The 24,309-nt window shown below is 69.2% G+C and carries 20 protein-coding genes and 5 pseudogenes; 6 read left to right on the top strand and 19 right to left on the bottom strand.

From position 1 onward, the window contains the following. The 12 genes from ACWCQ6_RS30045 to ACWCQ6_RS29990 form a co-directional block, all read right to left on the bottom strand. Window positions 1-248: CPBP family glutamic-type intramembrane protease (locus tag ACWCQ6_RS30045; protein ID WP_451094520.1), on the bottom strand; the 248-nt coding region annotated here is incomplete at its 3' end. Between the two features lie 175 nt (window positions 249-423). Continuing rightward, window positions 424-1,653 carry a D-mannonate dehydratase ManD gene (gene manD, locus ACWCQ6_RS30040; protein WP_451094518.1) on the bottom strand — a complete coding sequence of 410 codons (1,230 nt, stop codon included), beginning with the start codon at window positions 1,651-1,653 and terminating at the stop codon, window positions 424-426. A 2-nt stretch (window positions 1,654-1,655) separates the two neighbouring features. Further along, window positions 1,656-3,041: a mannitol dehydrogenase family protein gene (locus ACWCQ6_RS30035; RefSeq protein ID WP_451094516.1), complete on the bottom strand. Its 1,386-nt coding sequence runs from the start codon at window positions 3,039-3,041 to the stop codon at window positions 1,656-1,658. A gap of 7 nt (window positions 3,042-3,048) precedes the next feature. Continuing rightward, entirely contained in the window at window positions 3,049-4,596 is a 1,548-nt protein-coding gene (locus ACWCQ6_RS30030; protein WP_451094514.1) for a hypothetical protein, read from the bottom strand. Window positions 4,597-4,733: 137 nt separating this feature from the next. Beyond that, the gene (locus tag ACWCQ6_RS30025) at window positions 4,734-5,894 is read right to left on the bottom strand and encodes an N-acetylglucosamine-6-phosphate deacetylase (protein WP_451094512.1); all 1,161 of its coding nucleotides are present in this window, start codon (window positions 5,892-5,894) and stop codon (window positions 4,734-4,736) included. Continuing rightward, window positions 5,894-6,817, bottom strand: a complete 924-nt coding sequence (locus tag ACWCQ6_RS30020) for a carbohydrate ABC transporter permease (RefSeq protein ID WP_451094510.1) — start codon at window positions 6,815-6,817, stop codon at window positions 5,894-5,896. The genes ACWCQ6_RS30025 and ACWCQ6_RS30020 overlap by 1 nt, the downstream gene beginning before the upstream one ends. Further along, on the bottom strand, window positions 6,814-7,761 hold the full coding sequence (locus tag ACWCQ6_RS30015; protein WP_451094508.1) for a carbohydrate ABC transporter permease: 948 nt from the start codon (window positions 7,759-7,761) through the stop codon (window positions 6,814-6,816). The genes ACWCQ6_RS30020 and ACWCQ6_RS30015 overlap by 4 nt, the downstream gene beginning before the upstream one ends. Next, window positions 7,758-9,047, bottom strand: coding sequence for an extracellular solute-binding protein (locus ACWCQ6_RS30010; RefSeq protein ID WP_451094506.1), 1,290 nt, complete (start codon window positions 9,045-9,047; stop codon window positions 7,758-7,760). Before ACWCQ6_RS30010 ends, ACWCQ6_RS30015 begins: the two co-directional genes overlap by 4 nt. A gap of 43 nt (window positions 9,048-9,090) precedes the next feature. Beyond that, the gene (locus ACWCQ6_RS30005; RefSeq protein ID WP_451094504.1) at window positions 9,091-9,942 is read right to left on the bottom strand and encodes a Gfo/Idh/MocA family protein; all 852 of its coding nucleotides are present in this window, start codon (window positions 9,940-9,942) and stop codon (window positions 9,091-9,093) included. Window positions 9,943-9,945: 3 nt separating this feature from the next. Further along, a complete protein-coding gene (locus tag ACWCQ6_RS30000) occupies window positions 9,946-10,974 on the bottom strand; it encodes a Gfo/Idh/MocA family protein (protein WP_451094502.1) in 1,029 nt (342 codons plus the stop codon). A gap of 69 nt (window positions 10,975-11,043) precedes the next feature. Beyond that, the gene (locus tag ACWCQ6_RS29995) at window positions 11,044-12,051 is read right to left on the bottom strand and encodes a Gfo/Idh/MocA family protein (protein ID WP_451094500.1); all 1,008 of its coding nucleotides are present in this window, start codon (window positions 12,049-12,051) and stop codon (window positions 11,044-11,046) included. Window positions 12,052-12,125: 74 nt separating this feature from the next. After that, window positions 12,126-13,130 (bottom strand): LacI family DNA-binding transcriptional regulator, encoded by a 1,005-nt coding sequence (locus ACWCQ6_RS29990; RefSeq protein ID WP_451094498.1) that lies wholly within the window; start codon window positions 13,128-13,130, stop codon window positions 12,126-12,128. A gap of 62 nt (window positions 13,131-13,192) precedes the next feature. Here ACWCQ6_RS29990 and ACWCQ6_RS29985 point away from each other — a divergent pair, with 62 nt between their 5' ends. The 3 genes and pseudogenes from ACWCQ6_RS29985 to ACWCQ6_RS29975 form a co-directional block, all read left to right on the top strand. Beyond that, window positions 13,193-13,975, top strand: coding sequence for a glucosamine-6-phosphate deaminase (locus tag ACWCQ6_RS29985; RefSeq protein WP_451094496.1), 783 nt, complete (start codon window positions 13,193-13,195; stop codon window positions 13,973-13,975). Between the two features lie 237 nt (window positions 13,976-14,212). Beyond that, window positions 14,213-15,982 carry a glycoside hydrolase family 20 zincin-like fold domain-containing protein gene (locus tag ACWCQ6_RS29980; RefSeq protein ID WP_451094494.1) on the top strand — a complete coding sequence of 590 codons (1,770 nt, stop codon included), beginning with the start codon at window positions 14,213-14,215 and terminating at the stop codon, window positions 15,980-15,982. 348 nt (window positions 15,983-16,330) lie between these two features. Next, window positions 16,331-16,637, top strand: a pseudogene (locus ACWCQ6_RS29975) (IS5-like element ISMt1 family transposase); the annotation flags it as partial. Here the strand turns inward: ACWCQ6_RS29975 and ACWCQ6_RS29970 are convergent. The 6 genes and pseudogenes from ACWCQ6_RS29970 to ACWCQ6_RS29945 all read right to left on the bottom strand — a co-directional run. Continuing rightward, window positions 16,615-17,231, bottom strand: a pseudogene (locus ACWCQ6_RS29970) (IS3 family transposase); the annotation flags it as partial. The pseudogenes ACWCQ6_RS29975 and ACWCQ6_RS29970 sit on opposite strands and share 23 nt — an antisense overlap. A 2-nt stretch (window positions 17,232-17,233) precedes the next feature. Continuing rightward, window positions 17,234-17,788, bottom strand: a complete 555-nt coding sequence (locus ACWCQ6_RS29965) for a rhodanese-like domain-containing protein (RefSeq protein WP_451094492.1) — start codon at window positions 17,786-17,788, stop codon at window positions 17,234-17,236. An 83-nt stretch (window positions 17,789-17,871) separates the two neighbouring features. Next, window positions 17,872-18,602, bottom strand: a pseudogene (locus tag ACWCQ6_RS29960) (TSUP family transporter). After that, a complete protein-coding gene (locus ACWCQ6_RS29955) occupies window positions 18,599-18,964 on the bottom strand; it encodes a rhodanese-like domain-containing protein (protein WP_451094490.1) in 366 nt (121 codons plus the stop codon). The pseudogene ACWCQ6_RS29960 and the gene ACWCQ6_RS29955 overlap by 4 nt, the downstream one beginning before the upstream one ends. A 53-nt stretch (window positions 18,965-19,017) precedes the next feature. Further along, on the bottom strand, window positions 19,018-20,379 hold the full coding sequence (locus tag ACWCQ6_RS29950) for an MBL fold metallo-hydrolase (protein ID WP_451094488.1): 1,362 nt from the start codon (window positions 20,377-20,379) through the stop codon (window positions 19,018-19,020). A 338-nt stretch (window positions 20,380-20,717) separates the two neighbouring features. Next, window positions 20,718-21,275 (bottom strand): TetR/AcrR family transcriptional regulator, encoded by a 558-nt coding sequence (locus ACWCQ6_RS29945; protein WP_451094486.1) that lies wholly within the window; start codon window positions 21,273-21,275, stop codon window positions 20,718-20,720. Window positions 21,276-21,350: 75 nt separating this feature from the next. On the opposite strand from ACWCQ6_RS29945, the gene ACWCQ6_RS29940 reads away from it, so the two are divergent. Both ACWCQ6_RS29940 and ACWCQ6_RS29935 read left to right on the top strand, forming a co-directional pair. After that, complete coding sequence (locus ACWCQ6_RS29940) at window positions 21,351-22,367, top strand: DsbA family protein (protein WP_451094484.1); 1,017 nt, start codon at window positions 21,351-21,353, stop codon at window positions 22,365-22,367. Between the two features lie 251 nt (window positions 22,368-22,618). Beyond that, complete coding sequence (locus ACWCQ6_RS29935) at window positions 22,619-23,200, top strand: IS110 family transposase (RefSeq protein WP_451094482.1); 582 nt, start codon at window positions 22,619-22,621, stop codon at window positions 23,198-23,200. A gap of 344 nt (window positions 23,201-23,544) precedes the next feature. On the opposite strand, the pseudogene ACWCQ6_RS29930 reads toward ACWCQ6_RS29935, so the two are convergent. After that, a pseudogene (locus tag ACWCQ6_RS29930) lies at window positions 23,545-23,709 on the bottom strand (MBL fold metallo-hydrolase); the annotation flags it as partial. Between the two features lie 394 nt (window positions 23,710-24,103). Here ACWCQ6_RS29930 and ACWCQ6_RS29925 point away from each other — a divergent pair. After that, window positions 24,104-24,309, top strand: a pseudogene (locus ACWCQ6_RS29925) (IS3-like element ISMyma3 family transposase); the annotation flags it as partial.

Below are 24,309 nucleotides of genomic sequence, written 5' to 3'. Positions count from 1 at the left end.
GTGCCCGGTACGAGCAGGAAGACCGCCGTGGTGCCGAGCGCCGCCAGTGCGGGCCCGAACCGTCTGCGCAGCGATGTCCACGTGTAGCCGCGCAGCGTCGTCTCCTCGGGCAGGGCTTCAAGCAGGAACGCGACGACGGCGTTGGTGACGAGAAAACCGACCAGGGTGACGAGGTCCAGCTGCTGCCAGACGAGTAACCCCACAGCCGTGCCCGCGCCCAGGACCAGCGCCGCTGCCGCGGCCGTCACCCCAACGCCGGTAAGGGATGACGCCCCCGCAGACCGGAACTCCGGGGTCCGTGGCATTCGTGACAGGCGCTCCGATCCACAAGCCTTGACCATTCCTCTCCGTTGCTGAGGGTGACCCCACCGGGATGGTCGGGAATGGCGCGTGGAGGGCCCGCCCCGGCGCCGGGAAGGAGGGTCACCAGTCGTGGATGGTGCCGTCGGCGAGCCGGTTGCAGGGCAGGTATGCCTGCTGGTACGGGTGGGCTGCGGCGGCTTCCTCGTCCAGCTCCACGCCGAGTCCGGGGGTGTCGCCGGGATGGAGCAGGCCGTCCTTGAACGTCATCGACTGGCGGAAGACCGTGTTCGTGGCCTCGCTGTGGCCCATGTACTCCTGGATGCCGAAGTTGTGGATGGCCAGGCCCAGGTGGGCTTGGGCGGCCAGTCCGACGGGGGAGATGTCGGTGGGGCCGTGGAAGCCCGACTTGATCTGGTATTCGGCCGCGGTGTCCATGATCTTGCGCAGCGGGGTGATGCCGCCGAAGTGGGTTGCGGCTGCCCGTACGTAGTCGATGAGCCGTTCGGTGAGCAGGGTCTGGAAGTCGGCCGCGTGGTTGAACACCTCGCCCACGGCCAGCGGGGTGGTGGTGTGGTGACGGATCAGGCGGAAGGCTTCCTGGTGTTCGGCGGGTGTGCTGTCCTCCAGCCAGAACAGGTCGTAGGGCTCCAGGGCTTTGCCGAGCTTGGCCGCCTGGATCGGCGTCATCCGGTGGTGGCCGTCGTGCAGCAGCGGAAGGTCCGGGCCGAACTCGTTGCGTACAGCCTCGAAGACGGTGGGAAGGTGGTGCAGGTAGGCGCGGGTGTTCCAGACCTCCTCGGGGGGACGGCTGCCCCGCCCGGCCGGTTCGTGGTCGTAGCGCACGCCGCTGGCCTGGGGTTGTGCCGCCACTCCGTACAACGCGGTGATGCCGGGGACGGAGCTTTGGATCCGTACGGCCTGGTGGCCTTGCTCGATGTGCTGGCGCACCGAGTCGAACAGTTCGGGCAGGTCGCGGCCGGAGGCGTGGCCGTAGGTCATCAGTCCGGTGCGGGAGGCGCCGCCGAGCAGCTGATAGACGGGCAGGCCTGCGGCCTTGCCCTTGATGTCCCACAGCGCCATGTCGACGGCCGCGATGGCCGCCATCGTCACCGGCCCGCGTCGCCAGTAAGCGCCGCGGTAGAGGTACTGCCAGGTGTCCTCGATGCGGTGCGGGTCGCGGCCGATGAGCAGCTGGGCGACATGGTCGCGCAGGTAGGCGGCGACGGCGAGTTCGCGGCCGTTGAGGGTGGCGTCGCCGAGGCCGGTGATGCCTTCGTCAGTGGTGATCTTGAGGGTGACGAAGTTGCGGGTGGGGCTGGTAACGATGACGTCGGCCGAGGTTATGCGCATGTCTACCTTCTGGGTTGTGGGGAGCGGCGGAGTTGGTTCACGGCGGTCAAGATCGCCGAATCCTCTCCCCAGGCCGGGCTGATCACGGAGAGGAGTGCCGCCAGGCGATGGTTGTCGCCCGCCAAGGCGCAGGCGCGGGCCAGAGCGGGTGCAGCGGAGTCGGGCAGGGCTGCGGGGTCGGGTGCCGTGAGCACGTATGCGGCCCAGGCCGCCACGCAGCGCAGGGCGGGTGCGAGGTCATGGCCGGCGGCCTGTTCGGCATCGACCACGGGCAGGAGGCGGGCGCGCAGTTTGGTGCTGCCGTCCATGGCGATCTGGGCCAGGCGGTGGGCGATGCGCGGATTGCGGAAGCGGGCCAGCAACTGCTGGCGGTAGGCGGGAATATCGAGCCGGTCATCGTCCAGGTGGTGGGCAGCGGCGCCCCACAGATCGGCCACCGCCGTCTCGCAGCTGGGATCGCGGATTGCCTCGGCCACCGTTTCGTGGCCCTGTGCGAGGCCTGTGTAGGCGAGCAGCGAATGTGCCCCGTTCAGCAGCCACAGCTTGCGCCGTTCATAGGGGCCGATGTCATCGACGAACAAGGCGCCCGCCTGTTCCCACGGCGGACGTCCGGCCGGGAAGCGGCCGGCCAGGACCCAGCTGTGGAACGGCTCGGTGACCACCGTGTTGAGGTCGCGCAGACCCAGGTGTGCCGAGGCCAGGCCTGTGTCGATGACAGTGGTGGCCGGTGTGATGCGGTCGACCGACGTGCTGACGAAGCTGACCTGGGCGTCGATCCAGTCGGCCAGCTCCTCGTCGAGCGCGGCGGCAAGGCTGCGGACCACCCGATGGGTCACAGCTCCGTTGCCGGGCAGGTTGTCGCAGGAGATGACCGCCACGCCACCGCCTCCGGTACGGCGGCGCGCGGACAAAGCGTCGAGCAGACGCGCGGGCGCCGTGACCAGAGCACCGTCCGCTCCTCTGCGCAGGGCCTGCAGATCGTGCCGTACGGGCGCTGCGGACAAGTCCAACTCACCGTCGGCGCCCAGGTGGTAGCCCGCCTCGGTGACCGTCAGCGTGACCGCGGCGGTCTGCGGGGACGCCGCGAGCATGCGCAGCCGCATCCGGTCGGCCCCGTCGTGGGCCTCGGTGATGGAGCCGACCACCTCGACACGATCCCGGGCCGCGGAACGCTCGATCACCGAGTACAGGCCGTTCTGTGCCGCCAGCGCATGCGCGGCGGCCGGGCGGCGCCCGGTGAAGGCGGCGATACCCCACTGACGCTCGTGGTCGGCCCGGTGCGTGTACCAGGCCTGGTGTGCGCGGTGGAAGGCGCCGAGCCCCAGATGGATGATCCGCACCGGGGCCCGCGAAGGGGCCCCGGCCGTCACTTGGTTGAGCAATTGCATGCGGGGGCTACTCCTGCGGATAGGTGACCCCGCCGCCGCCCTGCACGGAGGGGAGGACGAGCAGGCTCTGGTAGTGGTGCATGGCGATGCCGGCGAAGTACTGCTCGTCCGGGGCATAGGCGGCGTAGACCTTGCCCAGTTCGGCCTCCATGTAGGTGCGGCCTTCTTCCCAGAAGGTGACCGTTTCCGGGTCGCCGCCACCGGTCAGATCCTTGGTCTCGACGCCGATCACCACCGAGTCCGGCTTGCCGATCTGGCGGGCGTAGGAGACCTCGTGGGCCGCACGCGCGGTGATGCCGCTGGGACCGTCGGCGCGGTCGACGTAGTCCATCAGCGAGACGTAGTCGCTGAGATCTTGCACATGGTCGCTGAGCGGGGCGGTCTTGCCGTGCCAGGTGACGGCGGTGCAGCAGGCAGTGGAGGAGTCGAACCAGCTCGGGATGGCGGGCCCGAACAACAGCGGCTGGCCGGAGGCATCGCGCAGGTGGACGAGCTTTTCCAGCAGGTCGAGCCAGACGACAGGGATGTTGCCCGAGCCCTGCTCCTTCCACTGCGGCAGGATGTAGGGCTCGATGTCGACGTTCACGCCGTCGAAGCGGGCGTCCGCGGGGGCGGCCAGGTTGTAGTCCAGAACCTTTTGGAACTCGCGGACGGCGTGGTCCTGGTACTGCGGCAGGACGCCCAGATACGGCGGGACGGTGCCGGCGGCGACGACCGCCTGGACGTGATAGCCGCGGCCGCGTGCCCAGCGGATGAACGAGGCCACCTGCGGGCGTGCCTCGCGCAGCATGTCCTTGCCCTGGTAGTCGTCCACACCGAGGTAGAGAGTCCGGACCGGGTCCGAGCCGGGGAAGGTGGTGGTGTCGTCCATCATCCTCCCGAGCCGGTCGCGGGCCGCGGTGTCGAACACCGCCGGGTAGGAGTTCTGCTCCCACACCCACATGGCGCGGTCCTGGTCGTATTTGTGCCGCGGGGCGGGCGTCGCGCCGCCGAGCGAGACATAGGTGGACGTCGAGGTGCCGACATGGCCGCTCCGGTCGGTGGCCCGTGCCTCGAGACCGGCGAAGCCGGGGGTGAGGGAGCGCACGTCGAGCAGCGCCGCATACCGGTTCGGCGAGCCGGGGACGCGCCAAGCTGACCGCCAGGAGCCGCCGTTGGCCCGCACCTGCACGCTGCGCACCCCGTTCCTGGAGGTCACCTCGATGACGGAGCGCAGGATGGTGCCGTGGAGCTTGTCGGACATGCGTGGGGAAACGATGCGCACGCCCGGCTTGGCGGCGGCGGGGTTGTGGACATCGACCGACAGGAATGAGGACCACTGCGTGTACAACGTCTGGTTGTTCTTGCCGTACGCGGCCAGGCCGAGGGTGCCGTCCTTGTCGCTGATGTCCACGGTGGCCGACCAAGTGCCGTTGTCTGCGTCGGTGGTGACCGGGACGGTCTGCTGTGCGTCGACGACCAGCTTCAGGTCGCTGGTCTCGGCGTAGCGGCCGTGCACGGTCATCGTGCGGCCCTGGACGGTGGCCCCGTCGCTGGGTGACTCGATGGAGATCATGGGGGTCGTGGCTGCTTGGCTGGTGCCGGCCGGCACCAGCCAAGCAGCGGTCGTACAGACAAGAGCCAGTCCCAGGCTCCAGAGCCTTCTGCCTCTGCGCACGGTGATACTCCGTATCTCTTGGTGGAAGAGCTGGTTCAGAGCTGCGAGGTGTGGTCGGCGTGATAGACGGTCGTGCCGGCGACCACCGTTTGCAGGACGCGGAAGTCGTCGTCCAGGAGCACCAGATCGGCGGCTGCGTCGGCCGTCAGGCTGCCCCGGTCCGCGAGGCCGGCGAGCCTTGCGGGGTTGGCCACCGCCAGCGACAGGAGGTCCTCGTCACACAACGGCGTGTGCGTGCGCGCCCAGCGCATGCAGTCCAGCAGGCAGGCCGCCGATCCGGCCAGCAGCGTGCTGCCGGCCAGGACCAGGCCGCCCTCGTCGGTGACGCTCACCCGGCCGCCGACCGCCGTGGTGTAGGTGCCGGGCGGGGAACCCGCCAGGGCCGCCGCGTCGCTGACCAGGAAGGAACGCCGTATCCCCTTGGCACGGATCATCGCGGTCAGGGCGTCGGCGGGCAGATGGTGTCCGTCGGCTATGAATGAGGCGGACAGCCGGTCGTCGGCGAGTTGCGACCAGATCTGATTGGGGTGGCGCGGCAGCAGGGGCTGGATGCCGTTGCCCAGATGGGTGGACAGCGATGCCCCGGCCGCCGCCGCACGGTGGATCTGATCGGGTTCGGCCGCACAGTGCCCGATCGACACCAGGACACCCGCGCGCGTCGCGGCCTCGATGTACGCGGTCGCCCCTGCCCGTTCGGGCGCCAGGGTCACGATGCGCAGCAGCCCGTCGGAGGCGGCGACCCAGCGGACCAGCTCGGCGGTGTCGGGGTCGCGCAGATACCGTGCGTCGTGCGCGCCACGCGCGCCGTCCGCCGCGGACAGATAGGGCCCTTCGACATGGATGCCGGCTACGGAGTGGGCGAGTAGCGGATCGCTGCGTACGGCGGCCGCGATGGTTTCCAGCGCGTGGACGATCTTGCCTTCTCCGGCTGTGATGACGGTGGGGAAGAACGTCGTGGTCCCCGCCGCCCACTGGGCCTCGGCGAGCCGGCGAACGGTGTCGACGGTGATGTCGTCGGCGTTGATGTCATGGCCGCCATAGCCGTTGACCTGGAGATCTACCAGGCCGGGGATCAGAATGGGCAGGCTTTCCGGCCCGTTTGGTCCATTTGGTCCACCGTGTTCGACCGAGCGGATACGCCCATGGGTGTCGGTGATTATGCGGGCCGTGCGCCCGTCGAGGAGCCGCCCGTGCATCAGCCCTTCACCGCCCCCGCCACCAGGCCCGAGCTCATCCGGGAGTGGACCGACATGAACAGGGCGATCACCGGTACGGCGATCAGGGCGGAGCCGGCCATGACGCCGCCCCAATCGGTGGCGGAAGTCTCGCTGCTGAAGCTGCGCAGCCACAGCGGCAGCGTCGCGTGGTCGGTCTTCGTCATGACGATGAGGGCCAGGTTGTACTCGTTCCAGGTGTGCAGGAACGCGAAGACCGACGAGGTGATCAGCCCCGGTCCCAGCAGGGGCAGGGTGACGCGGAAGAACGCGCCGACCCGGCTGCAGCCGTCGACCATGGCTGCCTCTTCCAGGTCCGCGGGAATGTTGTCGATGAAGCCGCGCAGCAGCCACATCGTGAACGGCACGTTCCCGCCCAGACACAGCAGCGACAGGCCGGTGACGGAGCTGAGCAGATTCCAGTCGTCCAGCATCCGGAACTGAGAGATGAACAGCGCTTCGGCCGGCAGCATCTGCACGACGATCACCAGCATGACCAGTGCGCCGCGGCCCTTGAAGCGGAACCGGCTGGCGGCCACCGCCGCCATGAACCCGAAGAGCACGGCGAGGACGACCACCACCGAGGTGACAGTGGCGCTCATCCGCAGCGCCGACCAGAAATTGTCGTCCTGAAGGACCCCGGAGAAGTGCTTGAAGGTGCCGGGGAACGGCACGAACTTCGGGGTGAGGCTGAACAGTTCGGATGTCGGCACGAACGCGGTGTTGACCATCCAGTACACCGGAAAGACCCACACCAGGGCGGCCAGGACCGCGAGCGCGTTGAGCACGGAGCGTCGACGGGTGCGCCGCCTTCGCGCGCCGGTCAGGGGCTTGGGCCCGCCGGCGGGAGAGGGAGGGGTCTTGGCCGCGCCATCACTGGCGCGGGCCATGGTGGATGCGCTCATCGGTCCGCCGCCTCCTTTTGCTGCTTGAGCAGCGTGGCGATGTACTTCCAGGTCAGCAGCAAGGTGAGCAGCAGAACGACGGTCGCCAGAGCGGAGGCGACACCGTAGTCGCCCTGGCCGATGCCGAGCCGGTATACGGCCGTGCCCAGCAGGTTGGTGTCCTCGGTGGAGCCGCCGCTTTGCTGCAGGACGTAGATCTGGGTGAAGACTCGCAGGTCCCAGACGATCTGCAGCAGTCCGACGATCATGATGACGGGCAGGACCAGCGGCAGAGTCACGCTTCTGAAGCGGCGCCAAGCGGAAGCCCCGTCCAAGGAGGCCGCCTCCATGACCTCGGCGGGCACCTGGCTCAGGCCCGCGTAGCTCATGAACGCCACCAGCGGGACGCTCATCCAGACCACGATCAGTGCGGCCACCGTGAACAACCCGATCGGATCCGCTGTCCAGGCATGCCCCTCCATCCCGGACATGCCCAGGTGGGACAGCAGCCAGTTGACGACGCCGTAGCGGCTGTCGAACAGCCACTGCCACACGGTCATGGTGACCATGACAGGCATGGCCCACACCAGGAGCAGGCAGACCTGCAGTACCAGCCGGGCCCACCGGCTGATCGCCGTCATCAACGCAGCCAGGCCCACTCCGACCACCATGGTCAGGCTCATGCAGACGAGGCAGAACACGATGGAGCGTACGAGGACCTCGAGCATCGCCGGGTCGCTGAGCACGGTCTTGTAGTTGTCCAGACCCACCCATGCAGGCGGCTGGCCGAACTGCTGGCGCAGCCCGAACTCCTGGAAAGACATGACGAGTTGACGGACCAGCGGGTAGCCGAGGGCCACAATGACGGCCAAGAACATCGGCGCCGCCAGAAGATACGGCGTCACAGGGGTTCTGGACCGGCGCCGGTCGGGCGGCGCGGACACGTCCTTCAGGTCGGTGGTCATTTCTTGTTCAGGACTTCCTCGATCTTGCCGTCAGTGGCCTTGGCCAGCTTCTCGGCGGATCCGCCGCGGGCCAGCTTCGCCCAGAAGTCGGCCGGGATGTTGTTGCCCTGGACCACCGCCCAGTTCTCCGCGGACGGGGTGAGCACGGAGCTCGCGGCGATCTGCTGCTGCAGCCGCCCGCTGGCCATCCCCTCGGGGACCGCATCGGCGTAGGCGATGTTGCCCGGAATCCAGCCCTGTGCGGCGACCTTGGTCTGGAACTCCTTGCTGTAGATCAGCTTCAGAGCTTCCTGCGACAGCGACTTGACCTGTGACTTCGCCGAGATGCCGACGCTGGAACCGCCGGAGAAAGAGTGGCCCACACCGCCCGGCTCGACCGGCGGGATCGCCATCACCGCAGTGTTCTTCTTCATCTCCGAGGAGATGTTCTGCTCGGCGAAGGTACGGCCGGACATGATCGCGACCTCGCCGTTGTTGTACGGCACCCAGGGCGCCGCACCCTGTTCGGAGGAGTCCTGCGCTCCCAGAGCAGCGGTCTTCCACAACTGCTGCAGCATGGAGAACCCTGCCTTGGCCTGCGGGGTGTCGAGCGTGCCCTTCCAGGTGCCGTCGGAGTTCCGCTTGGCGTAGTTGGCGCCCTGGGAGAAGATCCATGCCTCCATGAAGTGGTTGTCGGAGGCCGGCAGGTAGATGCCCTGGAAGTTCTTGCGCTTGTCGGGGTTGGCCTCCTTCACCTTCTGCGCGGCACTGACCAGTTCGCCCAGCGTCTTGGGCTGAGCCACGTGCGCCTTTTCGAACATGTCCTTGCGGTAGTAGATGACGCTCGCCCCGCCGTACAGCGGCAGCGCGTACTTCTTTCCGCCCGACGTTCCCGCCTCGACGAAGCTGGGGATCAGTTTCTCACCGCCGAGCTCCTGGTAGATGGGGCTCAGGTCGGCGAAGGCACCGATGCTGGCGAAGGTCGACGACGTCGTGTTGCCGATCTCGACGATGTCCGGTGTTTCCTTCTCGCTGGCCATCGCGGTCTGCAATTTGGCGACGATGTCGTCCCACTGCTGGATCTCGATCTTGAGAGTGGAGCCGGGGTGCTGCTTCTCGAACTGGGACTTGAGGTAGTCCTGCGCGGGCTGCGGAATCGAGTCCTTCATGAACCACACCCGCACGGTGCCCTTCTTCGGGCCGCCGGACAGGGAATCGTTTCCGCTACCGGAGCCGGCTGAACAACCGGCTACCAACAGGCCGACGGCCGCGGCCGCCGCCGTCGTTCTGACAATCTTTGCGTCCATTGCTGGTCTCCATCGGTGAAAGGTGGTGAGTGGGCGTGCAGCCCTACAAAGCGGCGCGGACCTGCTCCAGGACGGTGATCGGTGCCAGCAGCGTGTCGGTGGCCAGCGGCGGTCTGCCGGTCCTGAGCATCTGCAGGAAGACCTTCAGGCCCGGCTCCACGTAGTCGGCGTTCAGCTCGATGTCGCGGCTGACCAGCCCGTACCGACCCACGATCTCGACGTGGAACGGCACCCGCCCGGCCTCGGTGGGGGTGACCATCTGCAGCGTGACCAGCACGCCTGCCGGGCTGCAGTACCGGGCCACGACGGTGCCCGCCACCCGTTCTACCTCCACCGGTCCCGGCGTGCCCGGGGCCAGGCGCTGGGCGAGGTCGGCGGCATGAATACCGTAGAAGAAGATCCCGCTGTGTTCGCTGTCCGGGTCGGCCGGGCCGGTCACGGTTACGGTCTGGAGGTCCCCGATGTCGGTGGCAGCCTCCTCGACCCGGTCGGCGTCGGGTACCCATCGCACCGCCGAGTACGACGTCATCGGCGCCCCACCACGGTCAGCCGCTTCGATGATCGCCCGCGCGTCCTTGATGCTCGCAGCCAGCGGCTTGTCCACCCAGACCGGCTTGCCCGCCTCCAGGAACGGCACCGCCTCCGCCCGGTGCGCGGCACCGTCGCGGTTGGTGACGATCAGGGCGTCGACGGAGTCGATCAGCTCGGCCGAGGTGGCCATGACGGGCAGGTCGCCGCCCAGGGCGGCCAGTTCCCGGTTGCGTTCGTCATCGGGGCCGACGAGGGCGACCACCCGGACCTGTGGGGAGATTCTCTTGACGTTGAGGTGGTGGAGGATCTCCTCGGCGTGGCTGTTCTCGGTACCGACGATCGCGATGCGCAGTGTTTCGCTCATGGTTCAGCTCTCCTGGAGGTCGACGGGGCGGCCGGTGCGGGCGGATTCGTAGACGGCCAGGACGACCGCGAGCGAGCGGCGTGCCGCCGCGAGCGTGACGGCCGGTTCGCGACCGGTACGGATCGAGGCCACGAAGTCCTCGTACTGAGCCAGGTGCGCGTTGTCGACCAGGCTCCAGCCCTCGCGCAGCGGCTCCTCGGACGGCAGCGGCGCAGGAGCGACACGGTCCGAGAAGTGGAAGTACTCCAGCCGGTCATCGGCCATCACCGCGGTTCCCCGATCGCCGTGGACCGACAGCCGAACCGGAAGGCCGGGATAGGCAGCGGTGCTGGCCAGCAGCAGTCCCACCGCGCCGTTCTCGAACCGGATGGTGGCCGCCGCCAGGTCCTCCACCTCGATGTCCTGGTGGGCCACCCGACCGGTCTGCGCGCTGACCTGCACCGGCTTGCCCAGCATCCACAGCAGCAGGTCCAGGGCGTGGATGCCCTGGTTCATCAGTGCGCCGCCGCCGTCGACCGCCGCCGTGCCGCGCCAGTCACCGGAGTCGTAGTAGGCCTGCGGGCGGAAGAACGCCGACTCGGCGATCCCGGAGGTGGTGCGTCCCAGCCGTCCCGCGTCCACGGCGTCCTTGATGAACGCCGCGGGCGGCTGGAAGCGGCGCTGGCTGATGACGGACACCGTGCGGCCGCTGCGACGCTGGGCGGCAATGATCCGGTCGGCCGCGTCCAGCGTGATGTCCACGGGCTTTTCGATGAGTACGTGCTTGCCCGCGTTCAGCGCCTGGATCGCCGCGTCCGCGTGCAGGGCACTGGGCAGACACACGGCGACCGCGTCGATCTCCTCGGCGGCGTACGCCTCGGCGGCGCCGGCGTAGGCACGGGAGTTGTGCTCCTTGGCCAGGGTCGTGGCCTTGTCCAGGTCGCTGTCGATGACGGCGGCGAGCTCGGTCCGGGGATCGCTCTCGTGGAGCGTGCTGATCAACCGGGCATGTACGGCACCGATGACACCGGCGCCCAGCAGGGCGAAACGCATGGTTGTTCCGTCACTTTCGAGAGGTACTGAGGTTTGCGCGGTTCACGCACAAGGCGTCAGAGGGAGAGGTCAGAGGGAACGGGCCGGGGGCGCCGACCAGGCGATGCTCGTACCGCCGGTGTAGGCGGACTGCTGGGCCAGCAGTGACAGCCGGGTGGCCAGAAGGCTGTGACCGGTGGAGATGTCAGGCGCCTCACCCTGTGTCAGGGCCCGCAGGGGAAGCTGGGCAGGCCGAAAGCCCTCGGGCAGTTCGACGTCGTGCGTGGCGTCCTCGTCGGTGGTCACCACCAGACGGCGGCGGGCCCACAGCAGGTCGGCGGTGCCGAGGGTGCCGACCAGCCGCATCCGGTAGTCGCCGTGCACCGTGGAGGCCGCCGGGGTCATCCAGCTGACCTCGGCCGTGACCAGGACACCCGCGCTCGCGAAGGTCGCGACGCCATAGGGGGCGAAGTCCGTCGTCCCGGGCACCGTGCCGGCGACGTTTCCCCGCACGGTGCCAGCGGTGAGGTCGGTGAAGCACAAGGCGGCATCGATGTCGTGAACGACCAGGTCGGCCAGGATCCCTCCATAGCGGGCCCGGTCGAAGAACCATCCGGGCCGCTGCGGCCGGTTGAGCTTGTGCGGCGCGGAGGACAGCACGCCGGTGATCTTCCCGAGTGTGCCCGCCCGCACCAGCTCGAGCGCGGCGAGCGTCTCCGGGTAGTACCGCTTCTCCAGCATCAGCACCACATGACGTCCGCTGCGCTGGGCCGCCAAGGCGATGGCATCGACCTCGTCGAGGGTGGTGCACAAGGGCTTGTCCGCCAGCACATGACAGCCGGCGTCCAACGCGTCGATGACGATCCGGCCCCGGTCGCCGTAGACGCCCGCCGTCACGACCACATCGGCCCGCACCTCATCCAACATCCGGCGGTGATCGGTGAAGACGCGCGCCCCGTACGACGCAGCACACTTTTCGGCCAACTCGCGCACGGGATCGGCGACGGCAACCAACTGCAGATCCGGGGACCGGCTCACTTCGTCGAGCACGTAGTCGACATGAGGATGGGCTGCACCTGCAACAACGATCCGTGTCATGGCCTGAACTGAACCATGCAACCGTTTGCATCGTCAACGGCTCACACAGAGAAAGTTCTGCCGCAGCGCATCCGTCACCGGGGCGCGGGTCCCGTGGTGGCGCGGATCACCAGGTGCGTGGCGACGGTCAGCCGTTCCGGTTCCGTGTGCCCCGTCTCCAGCATGCGCACCAGGAGGTCGGCCGCCGCGGTTCCCGCGGTGGCCGACGCGGCAGACACGCTGGTCATGGCCGGTGTGGTGAGCGCGGCGAGCGTGTCGTCACAGCCCATGAGGCCGAAATCGTCGGGCACGTTGATGCCCCGTAGTTCCAGGCCGGCCAGCACTCCCTGGGAGACCACGTCGTCGAACGCGACCGCTGCCGTCGCCCCCGATTCCACCAGCGCGGACACCGCGTCCCGGCCCGCCGCGTAGCTGGGGCGTCCGACCTCGACGATCTCGACCTGCACGTCCACGTCGGCGGCTGCCTGCCGGATGGCCGCCCGGCGCTGCTGGTCGGACCAGGAATCGCGCGGGCCGGCCAGATAGGAGATCTTGCGATGCCCCAGCCGCTTGAGGTGCACGACCCCCTCGATCATCCCGCCCGAGGAGTCGATGAGCACCCGAGGAATTCCCTCGATGTCCCGGTTGACCAGGACGGTCGGGCGGCTGGCGGCCAACTCCCGCACCACCTCTGCCTCAAGCCGCGAGGAGGCCAGAATGAACCCGTCCACCTGCGGGCTGAACCGGGCGGCCAGTTTGGCCTCCCGGGCAGCGGACTCGTCCGAGTCTCCGAGGAAGACGGCCAGGTCGGCCTGCTCGGCCCGCGCCTGCACCGTGCGCACCATGGGCGGGAAGAACGGGTTGGCCACGTCGGGCACGACCATCGCGATGTTGCCGAACCGCCCGGTCGACAGTGCCCGTGCCGCAGGGTTGACGATGTAGCCGAGCCGCTCCGCGACGGCCCTGACGTGATCGACGGTCTCGCGGCTGAGCAGGTCGGGACGGCTAAAAGCACGCGACACCGTGGAGCGTGAGACCTCGGCGGCGACGGCCACGTCGCCGATGGTGATTCCGGAGGAGGAGCGTGGGCGAGTCGGCATGCGCACACCTTACGGGGCGATGCCTCTTGACGTGCAAACGGTTGCACTTCAGACTCCCGGACATGCCACTAAACGACCTTGGCGACAGACTGAAGGTGTTCCCGGACAGGCAGGCGCTCGGCGAGGCAGCTGCCGAGGAGATAGCGCACCGGCTCCGCCTGATCTTGTCCGAACAGCACCACGCCCGCATGATTTTCGCCGCGGCGCCCAGCCAGACCGAGACGCTCGCCGCCCTGACCCGTCAGCCGGACATCGACTGGAACCGCGTCACGGCCTTCCATATGGACGAGTACCTCGAGCTGCAGCCCGAGGCGCCGGAACGCTTCGGCAATTGGTTGCGCACGGCCCTGTTCGATCAACTTCCCTTCGCCGCTGTCCACTACATCGACACGACCCGCGCAGAGACGCCCCAAGCCTGCGCCGACCGCTACGCACAGCTTCTGCTGGAAGACCCGATCGACATCATCTGCCTGGGAATCGGCATGAACGGCCACCTGGCCTTCAACGACCCGCCCGTGGCGGACTTCACTGATCCCCAGGCAGTCAAATCGGTCTCCCTCGACCAGGCATGCCGCGAGCAGCAAGTCGCCGACGGCTGCTTTCCTGCCCTGGCCGATGTGCCCACGACCGCGATCACGGTCACGATCCCGACGCTCATGAGTGCCGCCCACCTGTTCTGCATGGTTCCCGGCGCACTCAAGGCCATCGCGGTGCGGGCAACGGTGCAGGAGCCCCTGACCATCCGGTGGCCCAGCACCATCCTGCGCACTCACCCGTCGTGCACCATCTACACGGACGTTCACGCGGCCGCACTGCTCGACCAGGACATCCGTATCGCGCCATAACGCCCCTCGCGTACGCGGCCTTCAAGCCGCCAGTCCTGCTGTCCATTTCCTCGGATCCTCGGCTGTGCCCTGCATGGCAGGGCACAGCCGAGGCAGATTCCCGGCCTCGCCGGTACCTCGGCCGCGGGTGCCCTCACGTCCGACCGGGAAACGGGCAGGACCGTACCGTTCCGTATACCGCCCCCCATGCTCAGGAGACTGGTTGTGCCTGTCATTCCCTATCCTCGCCCGCGTTCGATGACCACGCGGACGGGCGGCGCCGCCTTCGACGCCCCCGTGGTCGTGGCCGTGGACGATTCCCTGCCGGCGCAGGGCTATCGACTGCACACCGGACCGGCCGGCATCGACCTCCACCACCGCGACGCAGCCGGTCTGCGCTACGGCCTGCAGACCCTCGATCAACTGCGAGCCGACCAGGACTTTCCCAAGACCGGCTACAAGATCGCCGACCACCCCGACTTCGCCATCCGAGGCTTCCTGCTCGACATCAGCCGCGACCGGGTCCCGACCCGCCGCACCCTGGAGCGATGGGTGTCCCTGCTGTCCCTGGCCCGCTTCAACCAGCTCGAACTCTACTGCGAACACACCTATGCCTACCGCGACCACCAAGAGGTCTGGCGGGACGCCTCCCCACTCACCGCCGAAGATCTGCGATGGCTCGACGCCCGCTGCGCGGCGCACGGCATCGACCTGGTGGCGAACCAGAACACCTTCGGCCACATGGAGCGCTTCCTGGGCCACGCCACCTATGCCCACCGGGCCGAGAACCCAGACGGGTTCGAGCGCGGCGGGGCCCACTGCCCACCCGGCACGCTGGCACCCACGGCGGACAACGCCGCTTTCGTCACAGCTCTGTTGGAGGAGATGACCGGCAACCTCCGCACCAGGCGCATCAACATCGGAGCCGACGAACCGTTCGAACTCGGCACCGGACACTCCCGTGAACAGACCACCCGCGACGGCGTCGGCGACGTCTACCTGACCCACCTTGAGCGCATCATGCGGCCCTGGCTGGACGCCGGGTACACCGTGCAGTTCTGGGCCGACGTTTTCGCCGAGCACCCCGAACTGATGGACCGCGTGCCGCAAGGAGCCGTACCCGTCATCTGGCAGTACGACTCACCACGGCAAGCCGCCGATGTCATCGCGGCCGACACTGAGGAACTGAGGTCCTGGCAGCGCACGGGCTCGGACGTGGACCGGCTGCGCGACGGCTTCCGCGGACGGGCCAAAGTGCTGGTCGAGGCCGGAATCGCGTTCTGGGTCGCTCCCGGCACCGGCAACTGGAACTCGCTGATCGGCCGACTCGACAACGCCATGGAAAACATGGTCGACGCGGCGGAAGCGGGACTCGAAAACGGCGCCGAGGGCTTCCTGCTCACCTCCTGGGGCGACCAGGGCATGTGGGACCCGCCGTCGATCACTTTCGGGCCGGCCGTCTTCGGCGGCGCCGTCAGCTGGTGCCTTCAGAGCAATCGCGACCTCGACATCGCCGCCGTCCTCAACGACCACGTGCTGCTGGACCCAACCGGCCTCAGCGGAACCGTACTCGACCGGCTGGGCCGCATCACCCGCGCCCTCAACCCCCCACTTCTCAACGCTTCCCCGCTCACTCGCGCCCTGCTGCCGGACCCCACCTGCCCGATGCGAACCAACCCGTCGCCGCAGGATCTCGACGTCGCCGCCACGACGCTGGCCGCCTGCCGCCTCGATCTCACCGCTGCCGAGCCCGCGGCCGGCGACGGTGATGTGCTGCTCCGTGAACTCGACCAAGCCATCGCCCTCGCGCAATTTGCGGTGCGCCTGCTCCAGGCTCGCGTGCAGGCACGTGCCGAGGCCACTGCGATCGATCCCACCACAGCCCACCGCCTCCTTCGAGAACTCGAACCACTCCTGGCAGAACAACGTTCCTGCTGGCTCCTGCGCTCCCGGCCAGGAGGGCTCGACGAGAGCATCGCCCGCTTCGGGCGTCTCCGCCACCAACTGCAACTGGCTGCCCAGCAATGACCACCTCACCTATGGCACGCACTTGAGCTGCCCCGAGTGTCGTAGAGCCCGACCCTGATTGGTTCAGGCGGACTGCGGAGTTTGCTCCTGGCTCCGCCAGAAGGCTTCCTCGTACTCGGCAGGCGGTACGTAGTCGAGCGCGGAGTGGAGACGCTCCTCTGTACCACGTGACCCACTCGAAGATCGCCCGTTCGACCTGGTCGACGCCCTTCCAGGGGCCCTGCATTTCCATCAGCCCGGCCTTGAACGTGCCGCTCAGGGTCTCGACCGTCGCATTGTCACAGCTGTCCGCAACGGATCCGACCGACGCCGGTGGTGACGGCCAGCCCTCGCCCCGTCGTGAACAGCGTCCTGGGCGACAAGGACTACAGTTCCAACGCGATCCGCCCCTGGCTCAGCCACCGGGGCATCCCGCACACCATCCCCGAGCCCACCGACCAGGCACACGACCGACTCAGGCGCGGCGGCCGGCCACCAGCGTTCGACCGCAACGTCTACAAGCAGCGCAACGTGGTGGAACAGTGCTTCAACCGCTTGAGGCAGTGGCGCACCCACCCGCTACGACAAGACCGCCCGGTCCTACGAGGCAGCAGTCACCCTGGGGGTTCACCCAAGATCGTGGACACCGTGCGTTATGCGGCGAGCGCCACCTTAACCGATCGCCGTTCGAAGGTGATCGGACTGATATTCCCGATGGCGGTGTGGCGCCTTCGGGTGTTGTATCGGGTGATCCAGCGGAAGACTTCCCGGCAGGCTTCACGGGCCCCGTCCCACCGCTTCTTCCCCTTCAACGTCTCTCGTTTCAGGGTGGCGTTGAAGCTTTCCGCGGCGGCGTTGTCCGCGCTCGTGCCCACGGCGCCCCGGCTTCTGGTCACGCCGAGTTCGGTGCAGAGGTCAGCGAAGTCCTTCGAGCAGTACTGGGCTCCGTTGTCGCTGTGGAACACCGCGTCCCGCAGCCCCGGGGAACCCCGGTTGACCGCCGCCATTCGCAGCGCGTCGGTGATCAGCTCTGTGCGCATGTGCGTCGCGATGGACCACCCGGCCAGACGCTTCGAGCGCAGGTCCAACACCGTTGCCAGGTAAAGGAATCACCGTCGCCGATCGGCAGGTACGTGATGTCGCCCACGTACCTGGTGTTGATCGCGGGCGCGGTGAAGTCCCGCTGGAGCAGGTCCGGCACCGGCGTCGGCGAGGGCTCGGGGATCGTGGTGCGGACCTTCTTGCGCAGGTGCACCCCGACGATGCCGTGTGTCAGCCGCGCCGGGGGTAGAGGGTGCAGGTGTTGTTGGCGCGCCGGTTGTACGGGAGCTTGCCGAGCAACGTCGCCATGCCGCACCGGTTGATGAGCGCGGAGACCACCAGGCCACAGCCGACGGCGGCCGACACCACGCGCAGGCCGGGTACGAACAGGTCGGCGATCAGCCCGAGGACGATCAGGGAGCCTGCGCCGAGGCGGACCTGACGGTCCATCGGCCACACCGTCGGGGCGCCGGCCGACCGGTCGAGGGGGAGTCCGTCGCGGGCCCAGGCGCTGGTGCCGCCGGTCAGGTCGAGGGCGGGGATGCTTGCCTTCGCCAGTTTGGCGCGGGCGGTCTGGGAGCGGGCCCCCGAGGCGCAGACGAGGACGAGGCCGCCGTCCCGGGCGGCGGTGCGCAGTTCGGGCAGGGCCTGCTGGAGCCGGTCGAGGGGAATGTTGCGGGCACCGGGGATGTGGCCGTCGGCGTACTCGCCGGGGGAGCGCACGTCGATGACCGTGAGGTCGTCCAGGCGGGAGTGCAACTGCTGCGGGGTCAGCGTCGGGTTCATGGGGGAGAGGCTTCCTTCGGTGAGGGGGTGGGCCAGCTCGGCCTGGGTGGTCCGAGCCGGAAGCAGGGATGCGGGCGAGGGTGTCAGTGCAAGGTGTCGGCGAGCATGAGCGCGGCGACGGCCAGCAGAGTGATCGCGAAGATCTTCTGCAGCGTGCGGCCGGAGAGCTCCTCCGCCCAGCGCTTGCCGTCCCAGGCGCCGAGGATCGCCGCGCCGGTGAAGGGGCCGACGATCGTCCAGTCGATCGCTGCGGCGCTGCCCAGGCGCGGGGCCAGCGCGGCCAGCGAGTTGGTGCTGATCACCAGCAGGCTGGTGCCGATCGCCTCGGCCATGGGGAACGCGAGGACGGACACCAGGGCGGGCACGGCCAGGAACCCGCCGCCGACGCCGAGCAGGCCGGTGACACCGCCAAGGCCCGCGCCTGCGGCTGCGGCCTTGCCGGGTCCGGAGGCATTGGCCGGCTTGGTCTCGCGCCGGGGTGCCAGCATCCGCCAGGCGGCCAGCGCCGCCAAGAGGGCGAAAGCCGCGGTGAGCAGCGTGCCGGGGAGTTCAGCGGAGACCGCCCCGGCTGCTGCGGCTGCCGGCAGTCCGGCGGAACATCGCGCCGGTGCGCCAGCGCACCCGGCCCGCTCTGGCATGGGCGAGCAGTGCGGTCAGGGAGGTGGCGGCGACGCTGGCGGTGGTGGCCTGGGCCGGGGTGAAGTGCAGTAGGCAGATCAGGGCGGGGACGGCGAGCATGCTGCCTCCGCCGCCCAAGCCGCCGAGAGCCAGGCCGACCACGCCCGGCGGTGAGGGCGAGGATGAGCGTGGTCATTCGGTGTGCCCGTGGTGCCCATGGCTGGTACGGACGGGAAGGCCCGCCTGCGCCCAGGCCTGCATGCCGCCGGTGACGTTCAGAGCCGTGATGCCACGTGCGGTGAGGATCTCGGCGGCTCGCTGGGAGCGGCGGCCGGAGCGGCACACACACAGCACCGGTCGCCCGTCGAGGTCGCGGGGAACAGGAGCGTTCGCGGCGAGGAGGCTCAGCGGGAGCGGTACGGAGCCCGGGGCGTGTCCGGCGGCGTACTCGGCCGGTTCCCGTACGTCGAGGAGGACGGCTTCGCCCGTGAGCGAGCGGGTGTGGGCGTCGATGGGGGATATTCGTGCCGGGCCCGGAGTGCGGTGCAGCGGTGGCATGTGGATCTCTTCCGTGGTGGATCTTGGGGCGAGGCGGCGGGCCGGCGGTGCCGTCAGTCGGTGGCGAGCAGGCCGGTGTCGCGGGCGGTGGCGAAGCTGTCGTCGACGGCGACGACTCGGCGGCCGGCGGCGTCCAGCAAGGAGGCGGCGATGGCGGCGCGCATCCCGCCGGCGCAGTGCACCCACACCACCCCGTCGGGGACCTCGTGCACGCGACGGTGCAGTTCGGGCAGCGGGATGTGCACCGAGCCGTCGATGTGCCCGGTCGCCGCGCGCTCGGAGGTGCGCCGGACGTCCAGTACCACCGGGTACTCGCCGCGGGTGCGGGCCTCGGCCAAGTCGGTGAAGCGGGCACGGGGGTGGGAGCGCAGCTCCGCCGGGCTCTGGACCCAGTGCTCGGGCGTGCCGGTGGCGGCTGCGGCGGGGCGGTCGATGCCGACCCGGACCAGCTCGCGCTGGGCGGCGGCGATCTGGTCGGCCGTCTCGGCGAGCAGGGTGACCGGCTTGCCCCACGGGATGAGCCAGGCCAGGTAGGTGGCGAGGCTGCCGTCGAGCTCGAAGTTGAGCGCGCCGGCGACGTGGCCGTCGGCGAAGGCGACGCGGTTGCGCAGGTCCACCACCCACTCGCCGGCGGCCAGCCGCTCGGCGATCTGCGCGGCATCGGCGCGTCGCGGCACGGTCAGGTCGACGGGGGCGGGGCCGGAGGCATTGGCCGGGCCCATGTGGGTGTAGTAGGCGGGGACGTCGTCGAGCTGGGCCAGCAGGCCGGCGACGAAGACGTCGATGTCCTTCATCAGTGCCTCGTTGCGGACCTTCTCGGCCCCGATCGTGGTCGACACGTCCGCGGCCTGCGTGGCGGAGCAGAAGCTGCCGAAGCCGTGTGTGGGCAGTACCTCCACGTGGTCCGGGAGCCGGGCCAGGCGGTGGGCGGAGGCATGCTGGGCACGAGCGAGGGACTCGGTCAGCCGGGGGTCGACCAGGTCGGGACGGCCGACGGTGCCGATCAGCAGCGATCCGCCGGTGAACGCGGCCACGGGAGCCCCGCTGCCCTCCAGTACGTAGGAGGTGTGGTGCGGCGTGTGCCCGGGGGTGGCCACCGCCCGCAGCACCAGACCGTCCTCGATCACGGCGGTGTCGCCATCGGCCACCGGCACGCGGGTGAAGGCCACCTCGGCCGCCGCCGGGACCAGGTAGCGGGCCCCGGTGATCCGGGCCAGCTCCAGACCGCCGCTGACGTAGTCGTTGTGCAGGTGGGTCTCCACCACGTGTGTGATCCGCACCCCGCGCCGGGCCGCCGCGGCCAGGATCTGGTCGATGTCCCGGGGCGGGTCCACCGCCACCGCCGCGCTTCGCCCGCCGGCCAGGTAGCTGCGATTGCCCAGTCCCTTCAGGGCCAGCGCCTCCACGAAGCACATGTGTTCCTCCCTTAAAAATACCCCCCGGGTATCTGATTGATTACGCGTCGCGTACCCCGCCCGTACTTTCCAGAGCCTGGTCACATCTCGCGGCGAACCGGAGCGCGATCCCGACTCCCCCACGTCAAAGCTGTGTTCGATTAGTTGCGACATCACACGCCCTCGGCGGGGCGACATCTCGCACCGGCAGGCCGGCCACCACTGGGGTGCGTCAGCGCTCGGCCGTCAGCGACGGCGAAACGCCGCCGACGCCCCGGGCGGAGCCGGGTACGCCCTTCCTCGCCCTGGCCTGACCAGGGTGGGCGGGGCCGGGCGCGACCCGGGCCGCCCGGCGTCGCTCATGGGCGGAACAGCCGCCAGAATGCCGTCGCCACTTCGGAGGCGGGCGCCGGGTGCTCGCCGGTGATCCAGTGGGCGACCACGCCCAGCAGCGCGCCGGCCAGGTAGGCCGCGTGCAGGTCCACGGGCACGTCGTCGAACCCGGGGGGGCGCGTACCGGCGCGGAACCGGTCGTCCAGCGCGGCGGTCACCTGCTCGCGCATCCGCCCGCAGAACCCGGCACTGCCCTGATCGCCCAGCACGCGCCGGTAGACGGCGGCCCTGGCCGCGATGTGCCCGAACAGCTCGACCAGCGCCTCGGGGGCCCGGTCGGGCGGAGCGTCGGCGGGACACCGGCGAGCCGCGCAGGCTACGTAGGCGATCGCGTCGTCCATCGCATCCACCACCAGTGCGTCCACGTCCGGGTAGTGCTGGTAGACCGTGGCGCGGTTGATCCCGGCGCGCTTGGCCACCGCGGAGATCGTGATCGCGTCCAGGTTCTGCTCGGTCGCCAACTCCAGGATCGCCTCCCGGAGCCTGGCTCGGGTGCGCTGTACACGGGGGTCATCCAGGTTCATGCCCCCACTGTACGACACTCGTCGCGTAAACCGCATCTGTTGCTTAGGCGACGAGTGTCGCTTACTGTCGAGGGTATGCGAATCGAGATCTGGGCGGACATGGTCTGCCCCTGGGCGTACATCGGCAAGCGGCGACTGGAGAAGGCTCTCGTCGACTGGGACGGCGAGCCGGTCGAGGTGGTGTGGCGACCGTTCCGCATCGACCCGACCGCACCGGTCCCCGCCACCCCGCAGGAGGAGGCGGCACAAGAGGAGCAGTCGCCGCACGAGCCGCTGCGTGACGTGCACGACGGCGAAACCCCGCAGGCGTGTGCGCTCGGACCGGTTCCCGCGGAGCACGGCCTCCCTATCGCTATCGCCGAGATCGCCGCCGCCGAGGGGCTCGGGCCGACCTGGGGCGCGGCCTGGCGCGCCAGCAGCCACGACGCGCACCGGCTGCTCGCCCTGGCCTACCAGCACGGTGGTGCCGACCTGCAGCACGCCCTTGCCGAAGCCGTGATGAAGGCGCACTTCACCGAGGGTCGCGACATCAGCCGCGCCAACGTACTGGAGCAACTCGCCACCGGCGCCGGGTTCCCCGAGGCCTCCACACTCCTGGCCGACGGAGCCGCCGATCGCCAGGTCAAGGAACTGCTGCTGACCGGCAAGGCCCGGGGCATCACCACCTCCCCGACCCTGGTCGTGGGCGGCGAGGCCCTGGCCGGCGCCCAGCAGCCGGAGGTGATCGCCGACTTCCTGCGCGGTGCCGCTGGGCAGGAGTACCGGAAGCTGCCCGCCGAGGTCGAGCGGCTTCGGTACGCCGAGTCGCTGCTGGACAAGCGCGACCCGCTGGGCGCCCTCGCCCTGCTCCAGCCGCTGCTCGCAGAGCACGGCGACGACCCCGGCGTACGACTGCTCGCCGCCCGCGCCTACTTCGCCTCCGCCCAGCTCCGCCGGGCAGCAAGTGTGCTGGAGGACCTGGTCGCCCGGACGCCGGACGACTCATACGCCCGGCTCCTGCTTGGCCGAACGCTGATGCGACAGGGCAGGACGGAGGCGGCATCCGTCCATCTCTCCCTGGCCTCCGCCATGACTCCCGAGTACACGGTGTGATCCACCGACCTCGGTCGGGAGCGGGTGCGGGCCGGTGGCTTCCGCCGTCGGCGGTGGAGCCGTCCAGGTTGATGGTGGTCGCGGGGTTCGGGGCACCGCTTGACCGCTGATGAGGGGCCTGACGACCGCCTGGTCCGGCGCAATGCCGGGCCGCTTCACGGGCGGCATGTCTGCGTAACGTGGTTGCCGGCGCGCTGGTGCCGCAGGGACGGCCGGGAGTTGAGGAGACGAGAGGCGAGGGGCACGCGCACATGGTCGATACGACCGCGATAGATCTCTTCCTCGGCCTGGACCTGGGCAAGGAGTTCCACCACGCCCACGGCCGGACCGGCGACGGCAGAACCGTGCACGACAAGCGGCTGCCCAACACCGAGCCGAAACTGCTGGAACTGTTCACCAAGCTGGTGGCGAAGTTCGGCACTGTCCTGGTGATCGTGGACCAGGTCGCCAACATCGGCGCGCTGCCGCTGACGGTGGCCCGCGCGGCGGACTGCCGGGTCGCTTACCTGCCCGGACTGTCGATGCGGCGGGCCGCCGATCTGCACCCGGGCGAGGCCAAGACCGACGCACGCGACGCCTACATGATCGCCGAGACCGCCCGCACCATGCCGCACACCCTGCGCGCGGTGGACCGCGACGACGAGGTGCTGGCCGAGCTGACCATGCTCACCGGCTACGACAACGACCTGGCCGGCGAGGTCAACCGCACCACCAACCGGCTGCGCGGCCTGCTCTCCCAGATCCCCCCTCCCTCGAACGCGTCCTCGGCCCCCGCCTGGCCTACCCCTACACCCAGGCCCTCCTTCAGCGCCACGGCTCCCCGGCCAGGCTGAAGAACCTGGGCCGGGCCCGCTGCGAGGCCCTGCTCAAGGTGCACGGCTCGCGCGAGGCACACCACCTGACCGCAGAGATCTTCGACGCGCTCGCCGAGCAGACCCTTGTCGTCCCGGGCACCGAGGCCAGCGCGCTGATCGTGCCGGGACTCGCCGCCCAACTCGCCGCCGCCCACACCCAACGCAAGCAGGCCGAGCAGGAGATCGCCGCCCTGCTGGAGGCCCTCCCTCTTTTCCACCTCCTGACGTCGCTGCCCGGCCTGGGCGTCAGGACCACAGCGGCCATGATCGTCGCAATCGGTGACGGCACGTCCTTCCCCACCGCCGGCGGCGTGGCAACGGCATCAGGAAGCGGGGACGGGCTCCAGCCGGTAGGCGTCCCCATGGGCGACCACGCGGCCGGCGGTGGGCGGTGCGAAGTGGGTGCCGAGGAGGAGGGTGTCCGTGCCGACGAGGGAGCCGAGCAGCTTGCGGCGGGTGGCCTCGGACTGCCGCGGGTCGACGTCGACGCCGAAGGCTATGACCAGGGAAAACACACCTGGGCCCTTTAGGAATTGACACTATCTGAGGAACGCCAAGGTGATCTCAACGAAAAAGAGATATCCCCAGACCAGCAGGCCTACGCCCCCCACGAACCCGCGCTTACACAGTCTCAACCAATCCCGGATATCCCCAGCACACGCCCCGCCCCGTACCTCAACTAAACCCCCGAAACGACACTGGCCAACTCTGCTCCTGATCCTGCGGGTTATCCGACGGCAAGGATCCGAGTATCAAGTGATGCCAAGCCGTCCCTCAGGCGATCGCCCCGGCTGTGACACGCCCCTTACAGAACCGGACCTGCAAGAGGCCCTGAACCGCCCCGGTTCGAATGGAGACTCGATTCCGTGAAAGGATTGAGTCATGGCACGCCCCTCTTCGTATCCCCTTGAGCTGCGCAAACGAGCGGTCCGTATGGTCGCTGAGGTTCGTGGCGATTACCCGAATGAGTCGGCCGCGCTGAGGGCGGTCGCCCAGAAGCTCGGTATCGGCTCGGCCGAGACTCTGCGGAACTGGGTCAAGCGGGACGAGATCGACTCCGGGCAGCGTCCGGGGACGACCACGGAGGA

The organism is Streptomyces sp. NPDC001880, assembly GCF_053594575.1.
The sequence above is the reverse complement of the archived record's forward strand: the minus strand, read 5'-3'. Positions and strand labels throughout refer to the sequence as shown.

Coding starts and splice junctions, on each gene's coding strand:
- manD (WP_451094518.1), bottom strand. CDS start 1,653: ATGCGCATAACCTCGGCCGACGTCATCGTTACCAGCCCCACCCGCAAC.
- ACWCQ6_RS30035 (WP_451094516.1), bottom strand. CDS start 3,041: ATGCAATTGCTCAACCAAGTGACGGCCGGGGCCCCTTCGCGGGCCCCG.
- ACWCQ6_RS30030 (WP_451094514.1), bottom strand. CDS start 4,596: ATGATCTCCATCGAGTCACCCAGCGACGGGGCCACCGTCCAGGGCCGC.
- ACWCQ6_RS30025 (WP_451094512.1), bottom strand. CDS start 5,894: ATGCACGGGCGGCTCCTCGACGGGCGCACGGCCCGCATAATCACCGAC.
- ACWCQ6_RS30020 (WP_451094510.1), bottom strand. CDS start 6,817: ATGAGCGCATCCACCATGGCCCGCGCCAGTGATGGCGCGGCCAAGACC.
- ACWCQ6_RS30015 (WP_451094508.1), bottom strand. CDS start 7,761: ATGACCACCGACCTGAAGGACGTGTCCGCGCCGCCCGACCGGCGCCGG.
- ACWCQ6_RS30010 (WP_451094506.1), bottom strand. CDS start 9,047: ATGGACGCAAAGATTGTCAGAACGACGGCGGCGGCCGCGGCCGTCGGC.
- ACWCQ6_RS30005 (WP_451094504.1), bottom strand. CDS start 9,942: ATGAGCGAAACACTGCGCATCGCGATCGTCGGTACCGAGAACAGCCAC.
- ACWCQ6_RS30000 (WP_451094502.1), bottom strand. CDS start 10,974: ATGCGTTTCGCCCTGCTGGGCGCCGGTGTCATCGGTGCCGTACATGCC.
- ACWCQ6_RS29995 (WP_451094500.1), bottom strand. CDS start 12,051: ATGACACGGATCGTTGTTGCAGGTGCAGCCCATCCTCATGTCGACTAC.
- ACWCQ6_RS29990 (WP_451094498.1), bottom strand. CDS start 13,130: ATGCCGACTCGCCCACGCTCCTCCTCCGGAATCACCATCGGCGACGTG.
- ACWCQ6_RS29985 (WP_451094496.1), top strand. CDS start 13,193: ATGCCACTAAACGACCTTGGCGACAGACTGAAGGTGTTCCCGGACAGG.
- ACWCQ6_RS29980 (WP_451094494.1), top strand. CDS start 14,213: ATGACCACGCGGACGGGCGGCGCCGCCTTCGACGCCCCCGTGGTCGTG.
- ACWCQ6_RS29965 (WP_451094492.1), bottom strand. CDS start 17,788: ATGAACCCGACGCTGACCCCGCAGCAGTTGCACTCCCGCCTGGACGAC.
- ACWCQ6_RS29955 (WP_451094490.1), bottom strand. CDS start 18,964: ATGCCACCGCTGCACCGCACTCCGGGCCCGGCACGAATATCCCCCATC.
- ACWCQ6_RS29950 (WP_451094488.1), bottom strand. CDS start 20,379: ATGTGCTTCGTGGAGGCGCTGGCCCTGAAGGGACTGGGCAATCGCAGC.
- ACWCQ6_RS29945 (WP_451094486.1), bottom strand. CDS start 21,275: ATGAACCTGGATGACCCCCGTGTACAGCGCACCCGAGCCAGGCTCCGG.
- ACWCQ6_RS29940 (WP_451094484.1), top strand. CDS start 21,351: ATGCGAATCGAGATCTGGGCGGACATGGTCTGCCCCTGGGCGTACATC.
- ACWCQ6_RS29935 (WP_451094482.1), top strand. CDS start 22,619: ATGGTCGATACGACCGCGATAGATCTCTTCCTCGGCCTGGACCTGGGC.